The organism is Mesorhizobium sp. M0217, from assembly GCF_040321955.1.
In the GTDB taxonomy this organism is placed as follows: domain Bacteria; phylum Pseudomonadota; class Alphaproteobacteria; order Rhizobiales; family Rhizobiaceae; genus Mesorhizobium.
On sequence record NZ_JAMYSN010000001.1, the window covers coordinates 263,624 to 280,804 of the forward strand.

The following is a 17,181-nucleotide window of genomic DNA, read 5'->3' on the forward strand; positions in this document are numbered from 1 at the left end:
CAGCAGACTAGCGTCTCGATGGGCACCGGGGGTGGATCAACCAACCCAACCTTGCAATAGTGCGGCCGCTCGAACAGGAGGAGATCGCCGCATGCTTTACGCCATCCTGGCCTATCACGTCGAACAGACCATCCAGTCCCTGACGCCGCAGCAGGACGCGGCGCTGATGCACGACCTGCTCGAGGTCAATGCCAGATTGACCCGCGAAGGCAAGCTTGGGCCGGCGGCAAGACTGGGCGCGACCGCCGAGGCCGTCACGCTGCGCGGTCCGGGCGAAGGCATCGTCATCGACGGGCCGTTTGCCGAGACCAAGGAACAATTGCTGGGTCTTTATGTCCTCGACTGCGCCACGCAGGAGGCGGCGATTGCAGCCGCGCGCGACTTGCGCCGCGTGAACCCCTCGGCAGTGTACGAGATCCGGCCGATCACATTTTACCTTCCCGGCGTGACGTTTCCCGCTACGGAGGGCGATTTAAAGGAGGCCGCCAGCGGCTGAGAACTACCCCATGGCCGGTCAGGCAGAAGCGATCTCGTTGCCGAGGCGGACCGTTTCGGCGACGAGAAGGTCGAGATCCTCGCGCCGGGTCCGGTGGTTGTTGATCGCCACCCTGAGGCAATGCCGGCCTTGCACCGTGGTATCGGAAATGGCGGCGGTTCCGTCTTCCTGCAGCCTCAGCATGATCTCGGTGTTGAGCGCTTTCGCGCGCTCGCCATCGAGACCATCCGCGCGATAGCGGAAGCAGACGATGTTGATGCTGGTCGGCGCCGTCAGTTCGAGCGCTGGCTCGGCCGCGATCAGCCCTGAGAGATACTGCCCCTGCGCAATGTTCTGGTCGATCAGGCGGCCGAATTTTTCGACACCGTGTTCTCGCAACGCCATCCACACTTTGAGTGCCTTGAAGCCACGTGTCGTCTGCAGGCCATAGTCGTGCAGCCATTGGCCGGAGGCGAGGCCGCGCGGTGTCGACTCCAGATATTCCGGCGTCACCGCGAAGGTCTTGCGATGCGCCAAGGCATCCCGCACCAGCGCGCAGCCTGCCTCGAAAGGCGCATGCAGCCATTTGTGGGGGTCGAGCGCGATGGAATCGGCCCATTCGATGCCGGCGACACGACGCGCATTCTCGGGCGCGATCGCGATCAGCGCGCCGATGCAGCCGTCGACATGGAACCAGAGATCCTCCTCATGCGCCAGCTTGGCCAGTGCCTGCAGATCGTCGATGGCGCCGGTGTTGACAGTGCCGGCATTGCCGATGATGCAGGCCGGCTTGAACCCGGCCGCGCGATCTTCCGATATCGCAGTCCTCAAACCTTCAATGTCGATGCGCAGGCCGGTGTCGCTGGCAATGCGGCGCAGCGCCTTGTTGCCGAGACCGAGCGCTTCCATCCCCTTGCGGTGACAGGAATGGACCTGGTCCGAGCCATAGAAACGCAACGGCTTTTCGATGGCGGCAACGCCGTGCTCGCGCACGTTGATGCCGGCCTTGGTGTTGCGCGCCACGGTCAGCCCGATGATGTTGGCCATCGAACCGCCGCTGACCAGCGTGCCGCTGGCCGAAGCCGGCATGCCCATCATCTGCTTGCACCAGTCGACCACCTGGCCGTCCATCAGGGCGGCGGCATGGTTGCCGCCGCCGAGATTGGAGCCCTGGATTGCCGCCAGGAAATCGCCGATCGCGCCGGTAAAATTGCTCGACCCCATATACCAGGACCAGAAGCGCGGATGGATGTTGCCCATCGGATAGGGCATCACCTTGTCCACGACATCGCCATAGATGTCGGCAAGCGGGGTCGGCGATTGCGGCAGCGAGGCGGTGAAGAAATCCCTCACATCTCCAGGCATCTCCTGCCACACCGGCCGTTGCCTGACATCGCGCAGGTAAGCGACGGCATCGTCAACGATCCGATGCGACAGGCTTTGCATATCGGCCCAGTCCGAGGGGTCAAGCGTTTCCTCGGTACTGGTAGCCGAGTGTCCAGGCATCGCGTCCATGCAATTTGCTCCCGCGTCATCATGCCGGGAACTGGCAACCGGGCGTCGAGAGCGAGAGAGCAAGCTCTTCCGCATTCATCTCGGCCTCGATGCCGTCGAACAAAGGCGTGGTCATGTAGCGTTCACCGGTATCGGGAAGCATGCACAGGATCACCGATCCGGCCGGTGCCGTGCCGGCGATCTGGCGCGCCACGGCAAAAGCCGAACCGCCGGAAATGCCGGTGAAGATGCCTTCCTGCTGCGCCAGCGCCTTGGCCCATTTCATGCCCTCCGGCCCGGCGATCGGCATCACCTCGTCATAGAAGTTGCCATCGATGGCCTCCTGCAGGACGTGCGGGATGAAATCCGGCGTCCAGCCCTGGATCGGGTGCGGTTCGAAAGCCGGATGGCTGGCGGCCGGCGCTCCGCCGGCGCCACGCATCTGCGGCTTGCCGCTGCCGACAAGCTGCGCGTTGGCCGGTTCGGTGAGCACGATCCGGGTCTCAGGCCGCTCGCGGCGCAGCACCCGCGCCACGCCGGCGACGGTGCCGCCGGTGCCGTAGCCGGTGACGAAATAGTCGAGCCGCGAGCCGGCGAAATCGTTGACGATCTCGCGTCCCGTAGTTGCTTCATGGATGTCGGCGTTGGCCTTGGTCTCGAACTGGCGGGCCAGGAACCAGCCATTGGCTTCGGCCAGTTCCACCGCCTTCTTGTACATGCCGAAGCCTTTCTCGGCGCGCGGCGTCAGCACCACCTTGGCGCCCAGCATCCGCATCAGCTTGCGGCGCTCGACCGAGAAACTGTCGGCCATCGTCACCACCAGCTTGTAGCCCTTCTGCGCACAGACCATGGCAAGACCGATGCCGGTGTTGCCGCTGGTCGCCTCGACGATGGTCTGTCCCGGCTTGAGCGCGCCGGTGCGTTCACCTTCCTCGATGATGTTGAGCGCCAGCCGGTCCTTCACCGACGCCGCCGGATTGAAGAACTCGGCCTTGACGTAGATGGTGGCGTGCGCCGGTCCGAGATTATTGACGCGGATGACCGGCGTGTCGCCGATGGTGTCGAGAATGCTGTCGAACAGGCGGCCGCGGCCGGCCGTGGTTCTGATTTTCTGCTGATGCAACATGGTAGACTCGCTCACGGGCCGGTTACACACCGGCGGTTTGGGCGGCGAGATTTCGACACCTTGCCGCACTACAGGTCCTTGACGTGCGGCAGTGTGGTAAACACCACATTCGGCGCACAAATTTTGCGAGCCGGGTGCACTTTGTCGTGCTCGGTGGTAAAGCAGGGGCCGGCAGGTCAGCGTGGGAGCAGGCGTGGTATCTGGCGTGGAATCGAGCCTGGCGAGCAGCCATCAAGGTGTTGTCGTGCGCCTGTTTGGGCCGCCGACGATTGCGCGCGACGGCGTCCCGGTGGTCTTGCCGGCATCGCGCAAGCTGCGCGCGCTGCTGGCCTATCTGGCGCTGGCGCCCCATCCGGTCGGACGTGGCAAGCTCTGCGAGTTGCTGTGGGATGTTCCAAATGATCCCAGGGGTGAGCTTCGCTGGTGCCTGAGCAAGCTGCGGGCCGCGCTCGACGAACCGGGCCGCTGCAGAATCGAAACATCGGGCGATACGATCGCGCTCGATCTCGACGGCATCTCAGTCGACGTGCTGGATGTCGCGGCGGCGGCTGCCGCAGGCATCGAAACGCTCGAGCCGACGCGACTGCAGTCGGTCTCCGACCTGTTCGTCGGCGACTTCCTCGAAGGGCTGGAGATCGACCGAAGCCCTCTCTTCAACAGCTGGCTGACCGCGCAGCGCCGCCGTTTCGGTTCCTGCCACGCGGCTATACTGGAACATCTGGTCAAGACGCTGCCGGCCGATTCCGAAGCCGTCTCCGCCCATCTCGAAAAATGGCTGGAGCTGACCCCGTTCGACAGCTGCGCCCACATCGCACTCCTGGTGAGGCTGGCGCGGCGCGGCGCGTTCCGTGCCTGCGAGGACCATCTTGCCGCAGCAGCATCGCTCTTCCAATCGGAAGAGCTGGATTTCGGCCCGGTGCGCGAGGCGTGGCTGTCCATCCGCAGCGAACGGCCCTGCGCGATTTTGCCGGCACAACCGGCAGCTCCGCCCGGGCCGAACCAGGCGTCAGTCATGCTTGCCGGTTCAGAAGCCGCGACGCCGCACAAGGCTTCGCTGGCCGTGATGCCATTTGCCGAAGACGCCGGTAGCGGCGTTCGTGGCGGGCTGGCCGATGGCTTGACCCACGACATCATTACCCGCCTCGCCAAGCTCAGGGACTTCTTTGTCATCGCCCGGGGCTCGGTCTTTGCGCTGGCGGAAAGGAACATCGCGCCGGAAGATGCCGGCCGAAGGCTGAATGTCGACTATGTCGCCACCGGCACGGTGCGCAGCGCGACGGGTCGCCTGATCGTCACTGTCGAGCTTGTCGAGGTTCGCACGGCCAGGATCGTCTGGGCCGAGACCTTCGAGCGCAAGGCCGAGGACATCTTCATTGTCCTCGACGATATCGGCAACAGCATCGTGGCCTCTGTCTCATCCGAGATAGAGATGGTCGAGCGCAACCGCGCCATGCTGAAAGCGCCCAATTCGCTCAATGCCTGGGAGGCCTACCATCGAGGACTCTGGCATATGTATCGCTTCACCCGCAGCGAAAACGAGCAGGCCAGGCATTTCTTCGGCATCGCACTGCAGCAGGATCCGACCTTTACCCGCGCCTATGCCGGCCTGTCCTTCACCCATTGGCAGAGCGCCTTCCAGCGCTGGGGCGACCGCGACCAGGACAGCGCGCTTGCCTTTGAGGCGGCCGGCCAGAGCGTTTTGGTCGACGATCATAATCCCGCCGCGCACTGGGCGATGGGCCGGGCGCTGTGGCTGCGCGGCGAGGGTGATGCGTCCGTGCTAGAACTGCAAAGAGCCGTCGACCTCAGCCCGAACTTCGCGCTTGGCCACTATGCGCTGTCCTTCGTGCATTCGCAGTCGGGCGACCCGCACGCGGCGATCGGATCGTCGGATCATTCGCGCCATCTGTCGCCGTTCGACCCGATGCTGTTCGGCATGCTGGGCGCACGCGCCATGGCGCATGTCCGCCTCGGCCAGTTCGACGAGGCGGCCGAATGGGCGCTGAAGGCGGCCGCCCGCCCCAACGCACATGTCATCATCCTGTCGATCGCCGCCCACTCCCTGGCGTTGGCTGGGCGGCTGGACGAGGCGAAAAACTTCGCCGCCGCCATCCGCAAGACGCTTCCGGATTACCGAGCCGACGACTTCATCGACACCTTCCGCTTCGACCGGGATGCCACAGCCCTGTTCAAGCTCGGCGCCACGCGCATCGGTCTGGCTTAGAGCATGATCCCAAAAAGTGGGTACCGGTTTTTGGAAAAGATCATGCTCCAACAAAGGGTTAGATCATGATGAGATTTCAACCAAATCTCATCATGATCTAGCGCCGCAACACCGCGCTCAGCACATCGCGTATCCCGATCGCGCCGACAAAGCGCGACTGGTCGTCGAACAGCGCCACGGGTGCCGTCTGCGAGCGGTGCATGGCCAGCATCACCGTCTTCAGCGACGTGCCGGGGTTGGCCCAGAACACCTGCGCCGTCTCCTCCGGCTGCGCCTCGACATCGGCGCATGAAACCCATACCGCCGGTTTGCCGTCGCGTTCCGCCGCCGCCACCAGCCCGTGCTCGTCGATCTTAAAGCGAGTCGTCTTGCGCCGGTCGAGCCACACCCAGCCATTATCGCCGTGCTCGAGGTCGCGGCTGTCGCGCATGACGTTCCAGGCGGTCAGCACCGACAACGGATTCACATTGGCGATGAAGTCGCGGACATAGTCATTGGCGGGCTTGAGCACGATGTCTTCCGGCGCCCCGGTCTGCACGATGCGACCGCCCTCCATGATGGTGATGTGGGTGCCGATCTTCAGCGCCTCTTCCAGATCATGGCTGACGAAGATGATGGTCTTCTTCAGCTCCGCCTGCAGCTGCAGCAATTCGTCCTGCAGCTTGGTGCGGATCAGCGGATCGAGCGCAGAGAACGGCTCGTCCATCAGCAGGATCGGCGCCTCGGTGGCGAAGGCACGGGCCAGGCCGACGCGCTGCTGCATGCCGCCGGACAGCTCATGCGCGTATTTCTTCGACCACTGGTCGAGATTGACCAGTTTCAGCTGGCGTTGCACGCGCTCCTTGCGCTCTTGCTCCGGCACGCCGGCGAGTTCGAGGCCGAGGCCGACATTCTCCTCCACCGTACGCCAAGGCAGCAGGCCGAACTGCTGGAACACCATCGCCACCTGCTTCTGGCGCAGCCGCCGCAGCGTCGCCTGATCGCAGGTCACGACATCGACGATATTGTCGCCGTCCTTGACCAGCACCTGGCCGCGCGACACCACGTTGAGCCGGTTGACCGCCCGCAGCAGCGTCGACTTGCCCGAGCCGGACAGGCCCATCAGCACCGAGATTTCGCCCTCATGCACGGTCAGGCTGGCGCCGGCGCAACCCAGCACATTGCCGGTCTTTTCGAGGATTTCGGCGCGCGTGGCGCCGCCGTCGATCAGCGCCAGCGAACCGGCCTGGTCGGAGCCGAAGACGATATCGACATTCTTGAAGTCAACGGCGACGGTCATTTCTTGCCTCCAACGCCGATACGCGTCATCCGGTCGAGCACGATGGCGAGTACGACAATCGCCAGGCCCGCCTCGAGCCCGAGATCGATGCGGCGCGAGCCGAGCGCGCGGTTGATTTCAGTGCCGAGGCCGCCGGCGCCGATGAGTGCTGCAAACACCACCATCGACAGCGACAGCATGATCGATTGCGTCAGCCCGGCCATGATGGTCGGCAGCGCTGAGGGCAATTCGACCTTCCACAGCAGCTGCTGCTTGGTGGCGCCAAACGCCTCGCCGGCCTCGATGATCGACTTCGGCACCGAGACGACGCCGAGATGGGTGAGCCGGACCGCGGTCGGGATGACGAAGATGATGGTGACGATGAGGCCGGGCGCGTTGCCGAGACCGAACAGGGTCAGGACCGGGATCAGGTAGACGAAGGTCGGCAGCGTCTGCATCAGGTCGAGCACCGGCAGCATGATGCGGTAGACCTTCGGCTTGTGCGCGGCCCAGATGCCGAGCGGCACGCCGATGGCCATCGCCATGGCGGCGGCGGCCACGACCAGCACCAGCGTCTGCACCGTCTGCTTCCAGAGGTTCTGGTTGATGATGAAGATCAGGCCGAGAAAGACGCCTATGGCCAGCGGGCGCGAGCGCTGCAGCAGCCAGGCGATGATGGCGATGATCAGCGCCAGCAGCACCGGCGGCACCATCAAAAGGATGCCAACCAGCCCGTCGAGCAGGAAATTGAGGCCATTCGAGAAGGCCCTGAACACGGTGTCGAAATTGTCGGTGAGGAAACCGAAGAACGCCTTTCCCCAGGCGCCGATCGGTATCTTGTGATCGACCATGAATTTCGAAATCGGATCCATATCGCCCCTCTCATGCGAGAGACCGCCTGCTTCCGGCCTCCGCTCTCATTAGGTCATCTTCTCACAGGATATGAAAAAGGGCAGCCTTTTCTAGATTGGCTGCCCTTCCTGGTTCGGCTTGGCCGAATTAGTCGGCTCAGCTTCCGAGCGCGGTCTTGACCGCCGCTGCCGCATCGCCGCCATCGAAGGTGGTGACGCCGGCAATCCACGGCGCAACCGCGTCAGGGTGCTTCTTCAGCCAGTCGGCTGCGACCGTGTTGGCGTCGCCGCCCTTCAGGATCGCGTCCATCATCTCGCCTTCCATGTCCAGGTTGAACTTCAGGTTGGCGATGAACTTGCCGGCATTCGGGCATTCGGTGGTGTAGCCCTTGCGCACATTGGTGTAGACGGTGGCGGCGCCGAAGCCGCTGTCGCCCATGCCGTCGAGATAGGTGAGCTTCATGGCGCCCATCACCGGATGCGGCGTCCAGCCGAGGAACGCGATCCACTCATTGTTCTTGATCGACTGCTCGGCCTGCGTCAGCATGCCGGCTTCCGAGGACTCGACCAGCTCGAAGCCTTCGAGATTGTCCTTCGGGTTCTTGATCATGTCGAGGATGATGCGGTTGCCGTCATTGCCCGCCTCGATGCCGTAAATCTTGCCGTTGAACTTGTCCTTGAACTTGCCGATGTCGGTCAGCGACTTGACGCCGGCCTCCGCGACATAGGTCGGTACGACGATGCCGTAGCCGGCGCCGGTCAGGTTGGTGCCGATCGTCTCGACCGAACCATCGGCGGTGTAGTCCTTGATGTCGTTGGTCATCGACGGCATCCAGTTGCCGAGGAAGACGTCGAGATCCTTGTTTTTCAGCGACGCCATGGTCACCGGTACCGATAGCTGGATCGTCTGCGGCTCGTAGCCGAGCGCGGTGAGCAGCACCGAAGCGACGCCGGTGGTTGCCTGGATGTCGGTCCAGCCGACATCGGAAAGGCGCACCGCCTTGCAGCTCTCCGGATCGCCGGCAAGTGCAGCGCTCGTGGACAGAAAAGTCGCCAGGCCGAGGCCGGCGACGAAGGTGTTCATACGCGACATTGGCAGTCTCCCATTGTGATTCTTTGGCGAAGCGTAGTTACGGTTTCTCTGCCCGCCTTGTTTCGTCAGCCAAACACCATTCTGGTGTGGTTTCAAGCGCTAAGACAATCACGATCAACGGCGCGGACTGGCCAAACAGCGACACGCCCGCCGCTTTTTCGATTGCAGACGGCTTTTCCCATCAAATGCAGCGGTGCCCTCTCCCCGCGCCGCGCCAACTCGGCTTAAAAGGACGGCATGGCCAAGCTCTACTTCCACTATGCGACGATGAATGCCGGCAAAACGACAATGCTGCTGCAGGCGTCCTACAATTATCGCGAACGCGGTATGACGACGATGCTGTTCGTCGCCGGCCACTACAGAAAGGGCGACACCGGGCTGATCTCGTCGCGCATCGGCCTGGAGACGGAGGCCGAGATGTTCCGCGACGGCGACGATCTCTACGCTCGCGTCGCCGAGCATCACGAACATACGACGGTGCATTGCATCTTTGTCGACGAGGCGCAATTTCTCGAGGAAGAGCAGGTCTGGCAGCTCGCCCGTATCGCCGACCGGCTGAACATCCCGGTGATGTGCTACGGCCTGCGCACCGATTTCCAGGGCAATCTGTTTTCCGGTTCGCGAGCGCTTCTCGCCATCGCAGACGATCTGCGCGAAGTGCGCACCATCTGCCGCTGCGGCCGCAAGGCGACGATGGTCGTGCGTCTCGGCGCTGACGGCAAGGTGGCCAGACAAGGCGAACAGGTGGCGATCGGCAAGGACGTCTATATCTCGCTCTGCCGCCGCCACTGGGAAGAGGAAATGGGCCGCGCCGCGCCTGACGATTTCATTGGCTTCACCAGAGGCTGAACGGCCGGGACAACATGAAAATTCTGCAGTTCACAGTCGATTGCCCGTTTCCGCCGGTCTCCGGCGGAGAGATCCGGAACGCCGCCAATGCACGCGCCCTGGCATCGATGGGCGAGGTCCTGACGGTAAGCCTGACTGGCGCCCCGGCACCCTCCACACCGCCGAACATCCGTCACCGGATCATCGAGGCAGCGCGCGGCAGGGCGCCGTGGGGCAGGCGCGGCCCGCACCCGACCGTGCATATGATGCCGGACGACGAGCTGGCCGAGGCCGACGCCATCTGGAGGGAATTCGCGCCCGATCTCGTGGTAATCGAGGAGATCGTGCTTTCGCAGCTGCTGACGCTGGCGCCGAAGCATCGCGCGCGCACCGTCCTTGACCAGCACAACATTGATTCCCGGACGGTGTCCGACCGGATCGCCGGCCTGACGCTGTGGCAGCAAATTCGAGACTGGCGCCAAAACAGGCGAAGGAAGGCAGAGGCGCGCGAAGCCGACAGGTGTGCGGCTGCCCTGGCCGACCAGGTCTGGGTTTGTTCGCGGGCCGACGAAGCGCTTCTGTCCGCTCTCGGCCCCGTCAACGACGTCAGATTCGTCGCCAACCCCATTCCAGACGAGAGCGTGCTTTCCCTGCCGATTGCTGCCGAGCGCTTCAGTGAACTCAGCCTGTGTTTCATAGGCCATCTCGGCTATTTCCCCAACATCGATGCCGTCAAGCAGATCGGCCGCGCGATGGCGCCGCGCCTCGCCGCCTCCGGCCGGCCCTGGTCGATCACCGTCGCCGGCAGAAACCCGCGCGATGTCGTGCGCGGTCTATGCACCAGGCATGGTCTGCGGTTGATCGAGAACCCGCCGCATCTGCCGGAATTGCTTGGCCGCGCCGGCTATGCGCCGATCCCGCTGCACTTCGGCGGCGGAACCCGCATCAAGGTGCTGGAGGCGATGGCGGCGGGCCTTGTCGTCGCCGCTACCGAAAAGGCCGTCGAAGGGCTTGGCCTGCAGGCGGGCAGGCATTTCCTGTCCAGCGACGATGCCGGCAAGTTGGCATTGAAAATCATCGATCTCGCGACACGCCCGCAAGCGGCCGCCGAGATGGCGGAGATCGGCCGCGCTTTCGTGCGCGACAATCATTCGTCGGCGGCGATTGAAAAGCAGGTCAAGCAGGCGGTCGCGGCGATCCCGCGCACGGATTGAGCCCGGCTGCTATCCACCGGCATACGGCGTTTGTTAAGGCCTGCAGCCTATTTTTGCCCTCAGCCAGAGCCAGCCGGGAACCGCCATGCTTCGAGCCATTTCATCAGCCCTTGTCATTTACTTGGCCGGTATCCTCGCCGCGCTGGCCGACGGCGATGCAGCACTTGGCAAGAAAGTGTTCTACCGCTGCATGGCCTGTCACGAGGCGGCAAGCGACCGCGACAAGGTCGGCCCGCATCTCCTCGGTATCGTCGGCCGCACCGCCGGCACCGCCCAGAATTTCAACTATTCGCAGGCCATGAAGGACGCCGGCGCGGCCGGCCTGGTCTGGGACGAAGCCAACCTCAAAGCCTATCTTGGCGCTCCCAAGCTGAAAGTACCCGGCAACAGGATGGGCTTCTCCGGCCTGAGCAGCGACGAGGACATCGCCAACGTCATCGCCTATCTGAAGGCCGATCCGAAGCCTTGAACGGCGCGATGCGTAGCGTGATCTCGCGCTTGCAACTCATTGGGCCCTCTATCGAATTCCGGACACCTACACTGTCCGAGATCGACTGCTTCGCAGACGCCAAAGTTCAATGACGGTTGAACGACACTTGGCCGGCTGGTTAATCACGCCATGACCCCGCCTTCATTGCCTTTCAAGACGCCCGCGTATGTTTTTGTTTTCGGGGCGGGTCTTGTCTTGCGTCTTTCAATCCCCTGATACCCCACATATATTCGCCGCTGTTCGCAGCCAGCGACCGGAAGCCGAAGCGGGAGGCCCCTATGGCGACATTGCAGAATTTCGATGCCGAAATTGCCAAGACCAGGCAGGTCGTGCAGGACATGCGCTCCAAGATCGAGCAGTCCGGCACCGTGCTTGATACGCTGGCCACCGCCGACAAGAAGATCGGAGACGCCAATTTCGACATCGAGAATGCCCGCATCGAGGACGTGCTGAAGCAGCAGAAGGTGATGGAAGGCAACATCGCCGACCTGATCATCGGGCTGGAAGACGCCACCAACGTCTTCGGCACTGAATTCGAGAGCATGAAGAACTACACCGGCTGGGAAAGCTTCGTCGGTGTCTTCTCGGCGCAACGCAAGCAGCGCATGCGCACCGACCGCGTCCGCAACATGTCGCTGGCCGGCAATCTGCAGGAGCTTCTGGTCAAGTCCGACACCATCGTCGGCATCCTGAAAGCGCAGAAAGAGGTCCTCGACCAGCGCTACAAGACCTCGGAAAACAGCCTGTCGCAGGTGATCGAGCGCCGCAAGGTCACCATGACCAACCTCGAGGCGGTGCAGAAGCGCATCGAGGAGGTCAATCCGCTGCTGCTCGACATCGAAAACAAGATCGCCGCTTCTACCAGTCAGAAGGAGCGCACGCAGCTTGAGGGCGAGCGCTCGAAACTGGCGACCGAATACAATGAAAAGCAAGCCAAGGAGCAGGAGCTTCTGGCCGAGAGCCAGACGCTGGAACGCTACACCTCGATGTTCCAGACCTTCGTCGATTCGCTTAACAATCAGATTGCAGCCCAGTCGACGCTTATCAACAAGCTGACCATCGATACCGAGCAGCGCATCGTGCTCTACAAGGCACTGGAAGATTCCTTGAAGACCGCCGCCCAGCAGGATGTCGCCCACAAGATCAACACGCTGGGCAGCCAGGTCGACAACACCGCCGAAGAGACCATGGCCGGCATTGGCGCCGCCTCGCAAAAGCACATCGGCGATCTTCTCGAAATGCACGAGAAGAACATGGTCGCCAGCTCCGACATCCAGCGCCGCAAGAAGCTCGCCGACGACGCCTTCGCCCGCCGTTTCGACGACGTGATGAAGAAGCACAATTCGGCCAACTACGTGCAGTCGTAAGGAGCGGCTGCACGCGGGCACACCGGCATGACTCCCGAAAACGAAGCGGCGGCGCGCTATTTTTCCGCCATCACGGCGGCACTCAGCGGCCTCGAAGTGTTCATGCGCGACGACCGCTCGCCGCTTTACCGGCACGGCATCGTCGCCAAGATTGTCGCCGAATACATTGCCCGGCTGGACAAATCGTTTTCCTGCTGGCGCAACCGGCTCGGCTTCATGGACACGTTCCGCATTTCGCGCGCCGACAGCGGCTATCCCGTCTTCCAGAACCTGCTCGAACTGGAAAACGACCGCCGCCAGGCCGAGGCGCGGCTGGCCAACATTCCGCTGGCCGGCGAATTGCGCGAGGAAATGGCCGACTTCATCCTGCGCCACAAGGAATTCCCCGAAGCGCTGCAGAAGTCGATGGCCGAGCGGCTCTATCTCGAGGACGTCAAGAGCGAACAGACTTTTGGCCCGTTCTCGCTGGCGCAGACGGCCAAGGTCTCGGTCAATCCAAAGACCGGGCGCCCCTATTACCTCGTGCACTGGGCGAGCTTCGACGGCAGCGCCAACCTGCCGCTGGTCTACATGGTGACGGTGGAGGATTCCTCCGAAAGCATGATCCGGCAGCTCGTTGACAGCAGCGGCAAGCTCAATGAACGGGTCGACATCCCGCTGCCGGTGGACGGCCTGCTCAACCCCGAACTCGCCCATCGCTTCGACGATTTCACCGAGAAGAATTCCGCCTACACGCTTTCGCCCGCAACGATTGCGGTCAATCTCGACAAGGATTTCGAGCCGCTGCACCCTAAGCAGCTGCGCCGCGTCGTGCTCGGCCCCTTTTATTCCGCAGGCATTACGGACAACAATTCGACCGTGACCGAGGTGCTGGCCAAGGTGCGCAAACCGGAAAATGCCTGGCTGCTCACCTGGACCATCCAGGAGGTCTACTCCAAGGGCGAGAAACCCGGCCGCAAGGGCCTGTTTTCGAGCGAGAAGACCACGCAGGAATTCTTTATCAACACCGACGATCTCGAAGCCGCGCGCCAGGGTGTGTCGAGCTACGAGAACCACGCCCTGATCTCGCACGAAGCCTATCAAGCACTCTACGCCGCCGGCGAAGCTCAAAAGATCTTTTCCGGCTACAAGGTTCACATCCTGTCAAATGGGCAGGTGATTTCAGATGTCTGACCGTCACATCGCGGAGCATCCTTCATGGACACCGGCCTGACCACCATTCCGGAAGCGGCTATCGAAAAGCACCGCGCAACCGCGCAAAGCTTCATCACTCGCGTCGTCGTGCTGGAGGATCCTTCACGCGAATCCGGCACCGCGCTTGCCGGCACCAATCGCCGCTTCGTCTCGACAGTCTCGGTCGGCTCGGTGCGCCGTACCCGCGAGGTCGAGCTTACCAAGACCGTCGCCGCGATCCATCCCGACGACCAGTTGATGAGCATCCCGCAGCACACGCTTTTGTTTCGCGCCCGCCGCGGCCTGGCGATTGCGCTCGCCATTTCCGATGTCTTCGCCGAAGGCTCCGACCTTGAAAGCCTGCAGGCCAAGAACACCCGCGCACCGCTCGAAGGCGATGAAGCCGCGACCTTCAAGAAGCTTCTGTCAGCCTCTGCTTACGTTTCGGCCTTCAGCCTTGCCTCCTATCTGTTCCAGCTGATCGACAGCGATGGCGAGGCGCCCAACGATATCCCCGAACCCGACTTCCTGTTCGACACGCCGCAGGACGCGGTGAAGTCGATCGTGGCTGGGTTGGACAAGGCGATCACCGGGTCGAAGGACGATGGCGACCTGACGACCCGGGCGCGTGCTTTCGCCCGTGTTGCCATTGACGGGCTCTTGGCCCGTAAAGGCCGCTTCGACGGCATCGGCCCGTTCGAGAACGCCCATATCCGCATCGACGCCGACGATTTCACCCTCGACGGCTTCGACGTCGCGCCCGGCAAGCGCTCCAAGCCGCTGGTGATGACCTTCAAGAAGCCGGAAGAGGTCGTCGGCAACCACATTGCCAAATACCAGTCGGTCAAGCTCGCCAAGATGCTGATGGCCTACGATTTCGAGCGCGAGCTGAACCCGTTCGTCGAACTCGGGGGCTTCCTCTTCACCTTCATCGGCGACGGCGCGCCGGGCACCGGCAAGACGACGCTGATCCAGATGATCGCCGGCCTCGTCAACAATTATTGCCAGGTTGCCGGCTATCCCTTCGCCTATGAGAATTTCGGCGTCGACCAGATCTCGTCCTACCAGGGCAAATCCGGCCAGAATTGCCGCCAGTTCATCAACAATGTCTTGAACCCACGCGTCATCGGTTTCGGCACCGTCGACGACATCGACCAGGTGGCGGCCCGCCGCTCCGACGACCGCGCCTCGGCCGGCCAACAGGAAATCACCGGCGTCTTGATGGACGCCTTTGCCGGCGCCGGCACGGTGGTGCGCGGCAATTGCTCGTTCGGCATGTTTTCCAACTATCCCGAAAATGTCGACGATGCGCTGCGCCAGCGCGCCGGGGCCCGCTGGCTGGTCGACGGCCCACAGAGCCGCGACGACTATATCGACATCTTCGTCCTGCTTGCCGGCAAGAACCACAAGATCCCACTCGGCGACCACAAGCTCTACGCCGCGCAGGAGATCCAGCGCGCGGTGACCGAAGCCTATGAGGAGCACGAGAAGCCTCAGGAAGACGGGCTGATGAAGGTCTATGAGCGCTACATGAAGGAGAATGGCGCGCCGAAATCGATGGCCGACATCGGCACTTATCTGCACCTGATCAAGGATGCCGAGCCGCGCTTCACCGGCCGAGCCATCAAGAACGTCACCGACGCCATCAAGATGCGCGCCATGGACATCGAGCTGCCCGACGACTGGTTCGAGAAGCCGGAAGCCTTCATGCACAAGGGCTACGACGAAAAGAAGGCCATGATCGAGGAACTGCGGGGGCCGTTCTCGATGGACATGGTCATGCAGGAGATCAACCGCTACGCCGACTCGGAGTTCCGCTATTCCGACAAATCCGACGACGCCGCGGTGGAGAAGCTGCTGCGCGACGCACGCCTGCGCGAACGGGCGGGGCGCGAGATGGAGGAGATGAAGAAGAAGGGGCTCTGGAATGCGTGAACTTCCTTCGCTGCCCGCGGGTGCTGAAAGGCTTGGCGCTAACGCTGACGCCCCCCTCTCCCCGTCCTTCACGCGGCGAGGGCAAGGGTGAGGGGCGGCGCATGCGTGGACCAGAGATCGCTCCGACCATACTGGCAGCTATCGAACAGCGCCTCGATCGGGACATCCGGACCAATGATCTTCGATTTATTGACGCCAAAGGCCATGGGGAGACATGTCCTTGAATGCTAGCGCTGCCCCTCACCCTTACCCTCTCCCCGTGAAGAACGGGGAGAGGGAGGCGTCAGCGTTGGCGCTTCGCCACAACAGGCAACGCCGCTCGGAACGTTCTGCATGAGCCACGCCAAAAAACCCGACCTTCTCCGCGACAATGAGCTGATCTACGGCCGCTTGCTCACCGTCGACGAGTCGCACCTCATCCAGCGCTACAACAAGGCGCTTGTTGCCTTCGGCCTCAAGCCCACCAAGCTGAAGAGCTTCCAGATCGACCGCACCGGCTTCTCGCCCGAAGTGGCCGAGGAATGCGGCGATTACGATTATCTCGACCCCAATGAGGTCAACCGCCGCTTCATCATCCTGACGCCTTCGCAGATCGATCTGCCGGTGGTGCACACCGCCTTTTCCAACACCTCGCAGCTGATGTTCGAGTTCATGTCCAAGAACCAGCGCGCCATCGATGCGCTGACCATCAAGGATGTCATCTACGGCGAGATCGAGGATTCCGTTCCCCTGGTCAACGACATCGAGGATCTGCTGTCGATCAGCCAGGTCGAGTTCCGGGTGCTTTCGGCCGAGGACGTGCTGGGCAAGGCCGCCGAACTCGGCAAGCTGGTCGACCGGCTGAAGCAGGAGCCCGATGCCTGGCGCGACAACACCATGCTGAGCCGTATGGTGGAGCTGGCGAAGGTCTGCGGCGATATCCGTGAGAATGCGCTGGTGCCCGACCAGGTGATCTTCCGCCACAACGCCTACTGGACCAGCCATTTCGGCGGCGTCTACGTCTTCGTCGATCCTGATATGACCACCGTCATCGGCGACCCGGCCGCCCCCGGCTTTCGCCGTTCGCGGCCCTGGCAGGTCAGCTATCTCTCGATCAACGATGCCGACAAGGTGTTCAAGTTCCTGGCCAGCACCGGCCGCATCGAATTGCCGCGCGCGTCATGGGTCGAAAGCTCGGGCTATCTCGAGCATCGCGCCGAGATGGTGGTGCGCTCTCTCATCCGCGACACAGAGCCGAACCGCAATTTGACCGAGGTCGACAAGGTCTGGCTGCAGACCTGGATCCATGGCCATGCCGATCTGATCACCAAGGACGGCAATTTCCCCTTTCTCAACGCCGCCAAGCGTGAGATCGCCCAGCTCGGCCATCTCAAGATCGAGGATGTGTTTCCGCAACAGCGCTTCCTGGTCGTGCGTGGCAAGCCCGACCATCCCGACGCCTGGCTGACCAACCAGCTGATCTCGGATTTCGTGCCGCAGGACTTTGTCTCGCGTTACGTCTTCAACAAGCCGGGCTTCTACAAGGACTATGACGGCTACAGCGACGCCTGGCGGTCGCATGTTGTGGACGTTCTGAAAACCACATATTTGAAAGACAAAGTGGCGTTTCGCACGCGCCTTTACGGCCTGACTGACTGAGGGGTGAACGAGAGC

The 17,181-nt window shown here is 62.6% G+C and carries 15 protein-coding genes; 9 read left to right on the forward strand and 6 right to left on the reverse strand.

The features are described 5' to 3' along the window. Positions 1-91: 91 nt before the first annotated feature. A complete protein-coding gene (locus tag NKJ18_RS01320; protein WP_352521359.1) occupies positions 92-496 on the forward strand; it encodes a YciI family protein in 405 nt (134 codons plus the stop codon). A gap of 18 nt (positions 497-514) precedes the next feature. On the opposite strand, the gene NKJ18_RS01325 is transcribed toward NKJ18_RS01320, so the two are convergent. Continuing rightward, positions 515-1,990, reverse strand: coding sequence for a pyridoxal phosphate-dependent decarboxylase family protein (locus NKJ18_RS01325; protein ID WP_352521360.1), 1,476 nt, complete (start codon positions 1,988-1,990; stop codon positions 515-517). A gap of 19 nt (positions 1,991-2,009) precedes the next feature. Beyond that, positions 2,010-3,095 carry a PLP-dependent cysteine synthase family protein gene (locus NKJ18_RS01330; RefSeq protein WP_023724977.1) on the reverse strand — a complete coding sequence of 362 codons (1,086 nt, stop codon included), beginning with the start codon at positions 3,093-3,095 and terminating at the stop codon, positions 2,010-2,012. A 193-nt stretch (positions 3,096-3,288) separates the two neighbouring features. Here NKJ18_RS01330 and NKJ18_RS01335 point away from each other — a divergent pair, with 193 nt between their 5' ends. Then, positions 3,289-5,319, forward strand: coding sequence for a transcriptional regulator (locus tag NKJ18_RS01335; protein WP_352757722.1), 2,031 nt, complete (start codon positions 3,289-3,291; stop codon positions 5,317-5,319). 97 nt (positions 5,320-5,416) lie between these two features. Here NKJ18_RS01335 and choV read toward each other — a convergent pair whose 3' ends face one another. The 3 genes from choV to NKJ18_RS01350 form a co-directional block, all read right to left on the reverse strand. Next, positions 5,417-6,598: a choline ABC transporter ATP-binding protein gene (gene choV, locus NKJ18_RS01340; RefSeq protein WP_023669996.1), complete on the reverse strand. Its 1,182-nt coding sequence runs from the start codon at positions 6,596-6,598 to the stop codon at positions 5,417-5,419. Next, a complete protein-coding gene (choW, locus tag NKJ18_RS01345) occupies positions 6,595-7,449 on the reverse strand; it encodes a choline ABC transporter permease subunit (RefSeq protein ID WP_023669995.1) in 855 nt (284 codons plus the stop codon). Before choW ends, choV begins: the two co-directional genes overlap by 4 nt. Positions 7,450-7,585: 136 nt before the next feature. Beyond that, entirely contained in the window at positions 7,586-8,521 is a 936-nt protein-coding gene (locus NKJ18_RS01350) for a choline ABC transporter substrate-binding protein (protein ID WP_023686157.1), read from the reverse strand. Between the two features lie 237 nt (positions 8,522-8,758). Here NKJ18_RS01350 and NKJ18_RS01355 point away from each other — a divergent pair, with 237 nt between their 5' ends. From NKJ18_RS01355 to NKJ18_RS01380, 6 genes are all read left to right on the forward strand, one after another. After that, positions 8,759-9,370 (forward strand): thymidine kinase, encoded by a 612-nt coding sequence (locus NKJ18_RS01355; RefSeq protein ID WP_023683669.1) that lies wholly within the window; start codon positions 8,759-8,761, stop codon positions 9,368-9,370. Between the two features lie 14 nt (positions 9,371-9,384). Beyond that, a complete protein-coding gene (locus NKJ18_RS01360) occupies positions 9,385-10,563 on the forward strand; it encodes a glycosyltransferase (RefSeq protein WP_023695820.1) in 1,179 nt (392 codons plus the stop codon). Positions 10,564-10,648: 85 nt separating this feature from the next. Further along, complete coding sequence (locus tag NKJ18_RS01365; RefSeq protein ID WP_023686160.1) at positions 10,649-11,032, forward strand: c-type cytochrome; 384 nt, start codon at positions 10,649-10,651, stop codon at positions 11,030-11,032. A 299-nt stretch (positions 11,033-11,331) separates the two neighbouring features. After that, complete coding sequence (locus NKJ18_RS01370; protein ID WP_023669990.1) at positions 11,332-12,420, forward strand: hypothetical protein; 1,089 nt, start codon at positions 11,332-11,334, stop codon at positions 12,418-12,420. Positions 12,421-12,447: 27 nt separating this feature from the next. Then, positions 12,448-13,593 carry a hypothetical protein gene (locus NKJ18_RS01375; protein WP_023751264.1) on the forward strand — a complete coding sequence of 382 codons (1,146 nt, stop codon included), beginning with the start codon at positions 12,448-12,450 and terminating at the stop codon, positions 13,591-13,593. Positions 13,594-13,617: 24 nt separating this feature from the next. Beyond that, positions 13,618-15,528 carry an ATP-binding protein gene (locus NKJ18_RS01380; protein WP_352757723.1) on the forward strand — a complete coding sequence of 637 codons (1,911 nt, stop codon included), beginning with the start codon at positions 13,618-13,620 and terminating at the stop codon, positions 15,526-15,528. 68 nt (positions 15,529-15,596) lie between these two features. Here the strand turns inward: NKJ18_RS01380 and NKJ18_RS01385 are convergent, their stop codons facing one another. Next, on the reverse strand, positions 15,597-15,734 hold the full coding sequence (locus tag NKJ18_RS01385; RefSeq protein ID WP_023701543.1) for a hypothetical protein: 138 nt from the start codon (positions 15,732-15,734) through the stop codon (positions 15,597-15,599). Positions 15,735-15,861: 127 nt separating this feature from the next. On the opposite strand from NKJ18_RS01385, the gene NKJ18_RS01390 reads away from it, so the two are divergent. After that, positions 15,862-17,166, forward strand: a complete 1,305-nt coding sequence (locus NKJ18_RS01390; RefSeq protein WP_023683664.1) for a DUF6638 family protein — start codon at positions 15,862-15,864, stop codon at positions 17,164-17,166. The last annotated feature ends 15 nt before the right edge of the window (positions 17,167-17,181 follow it).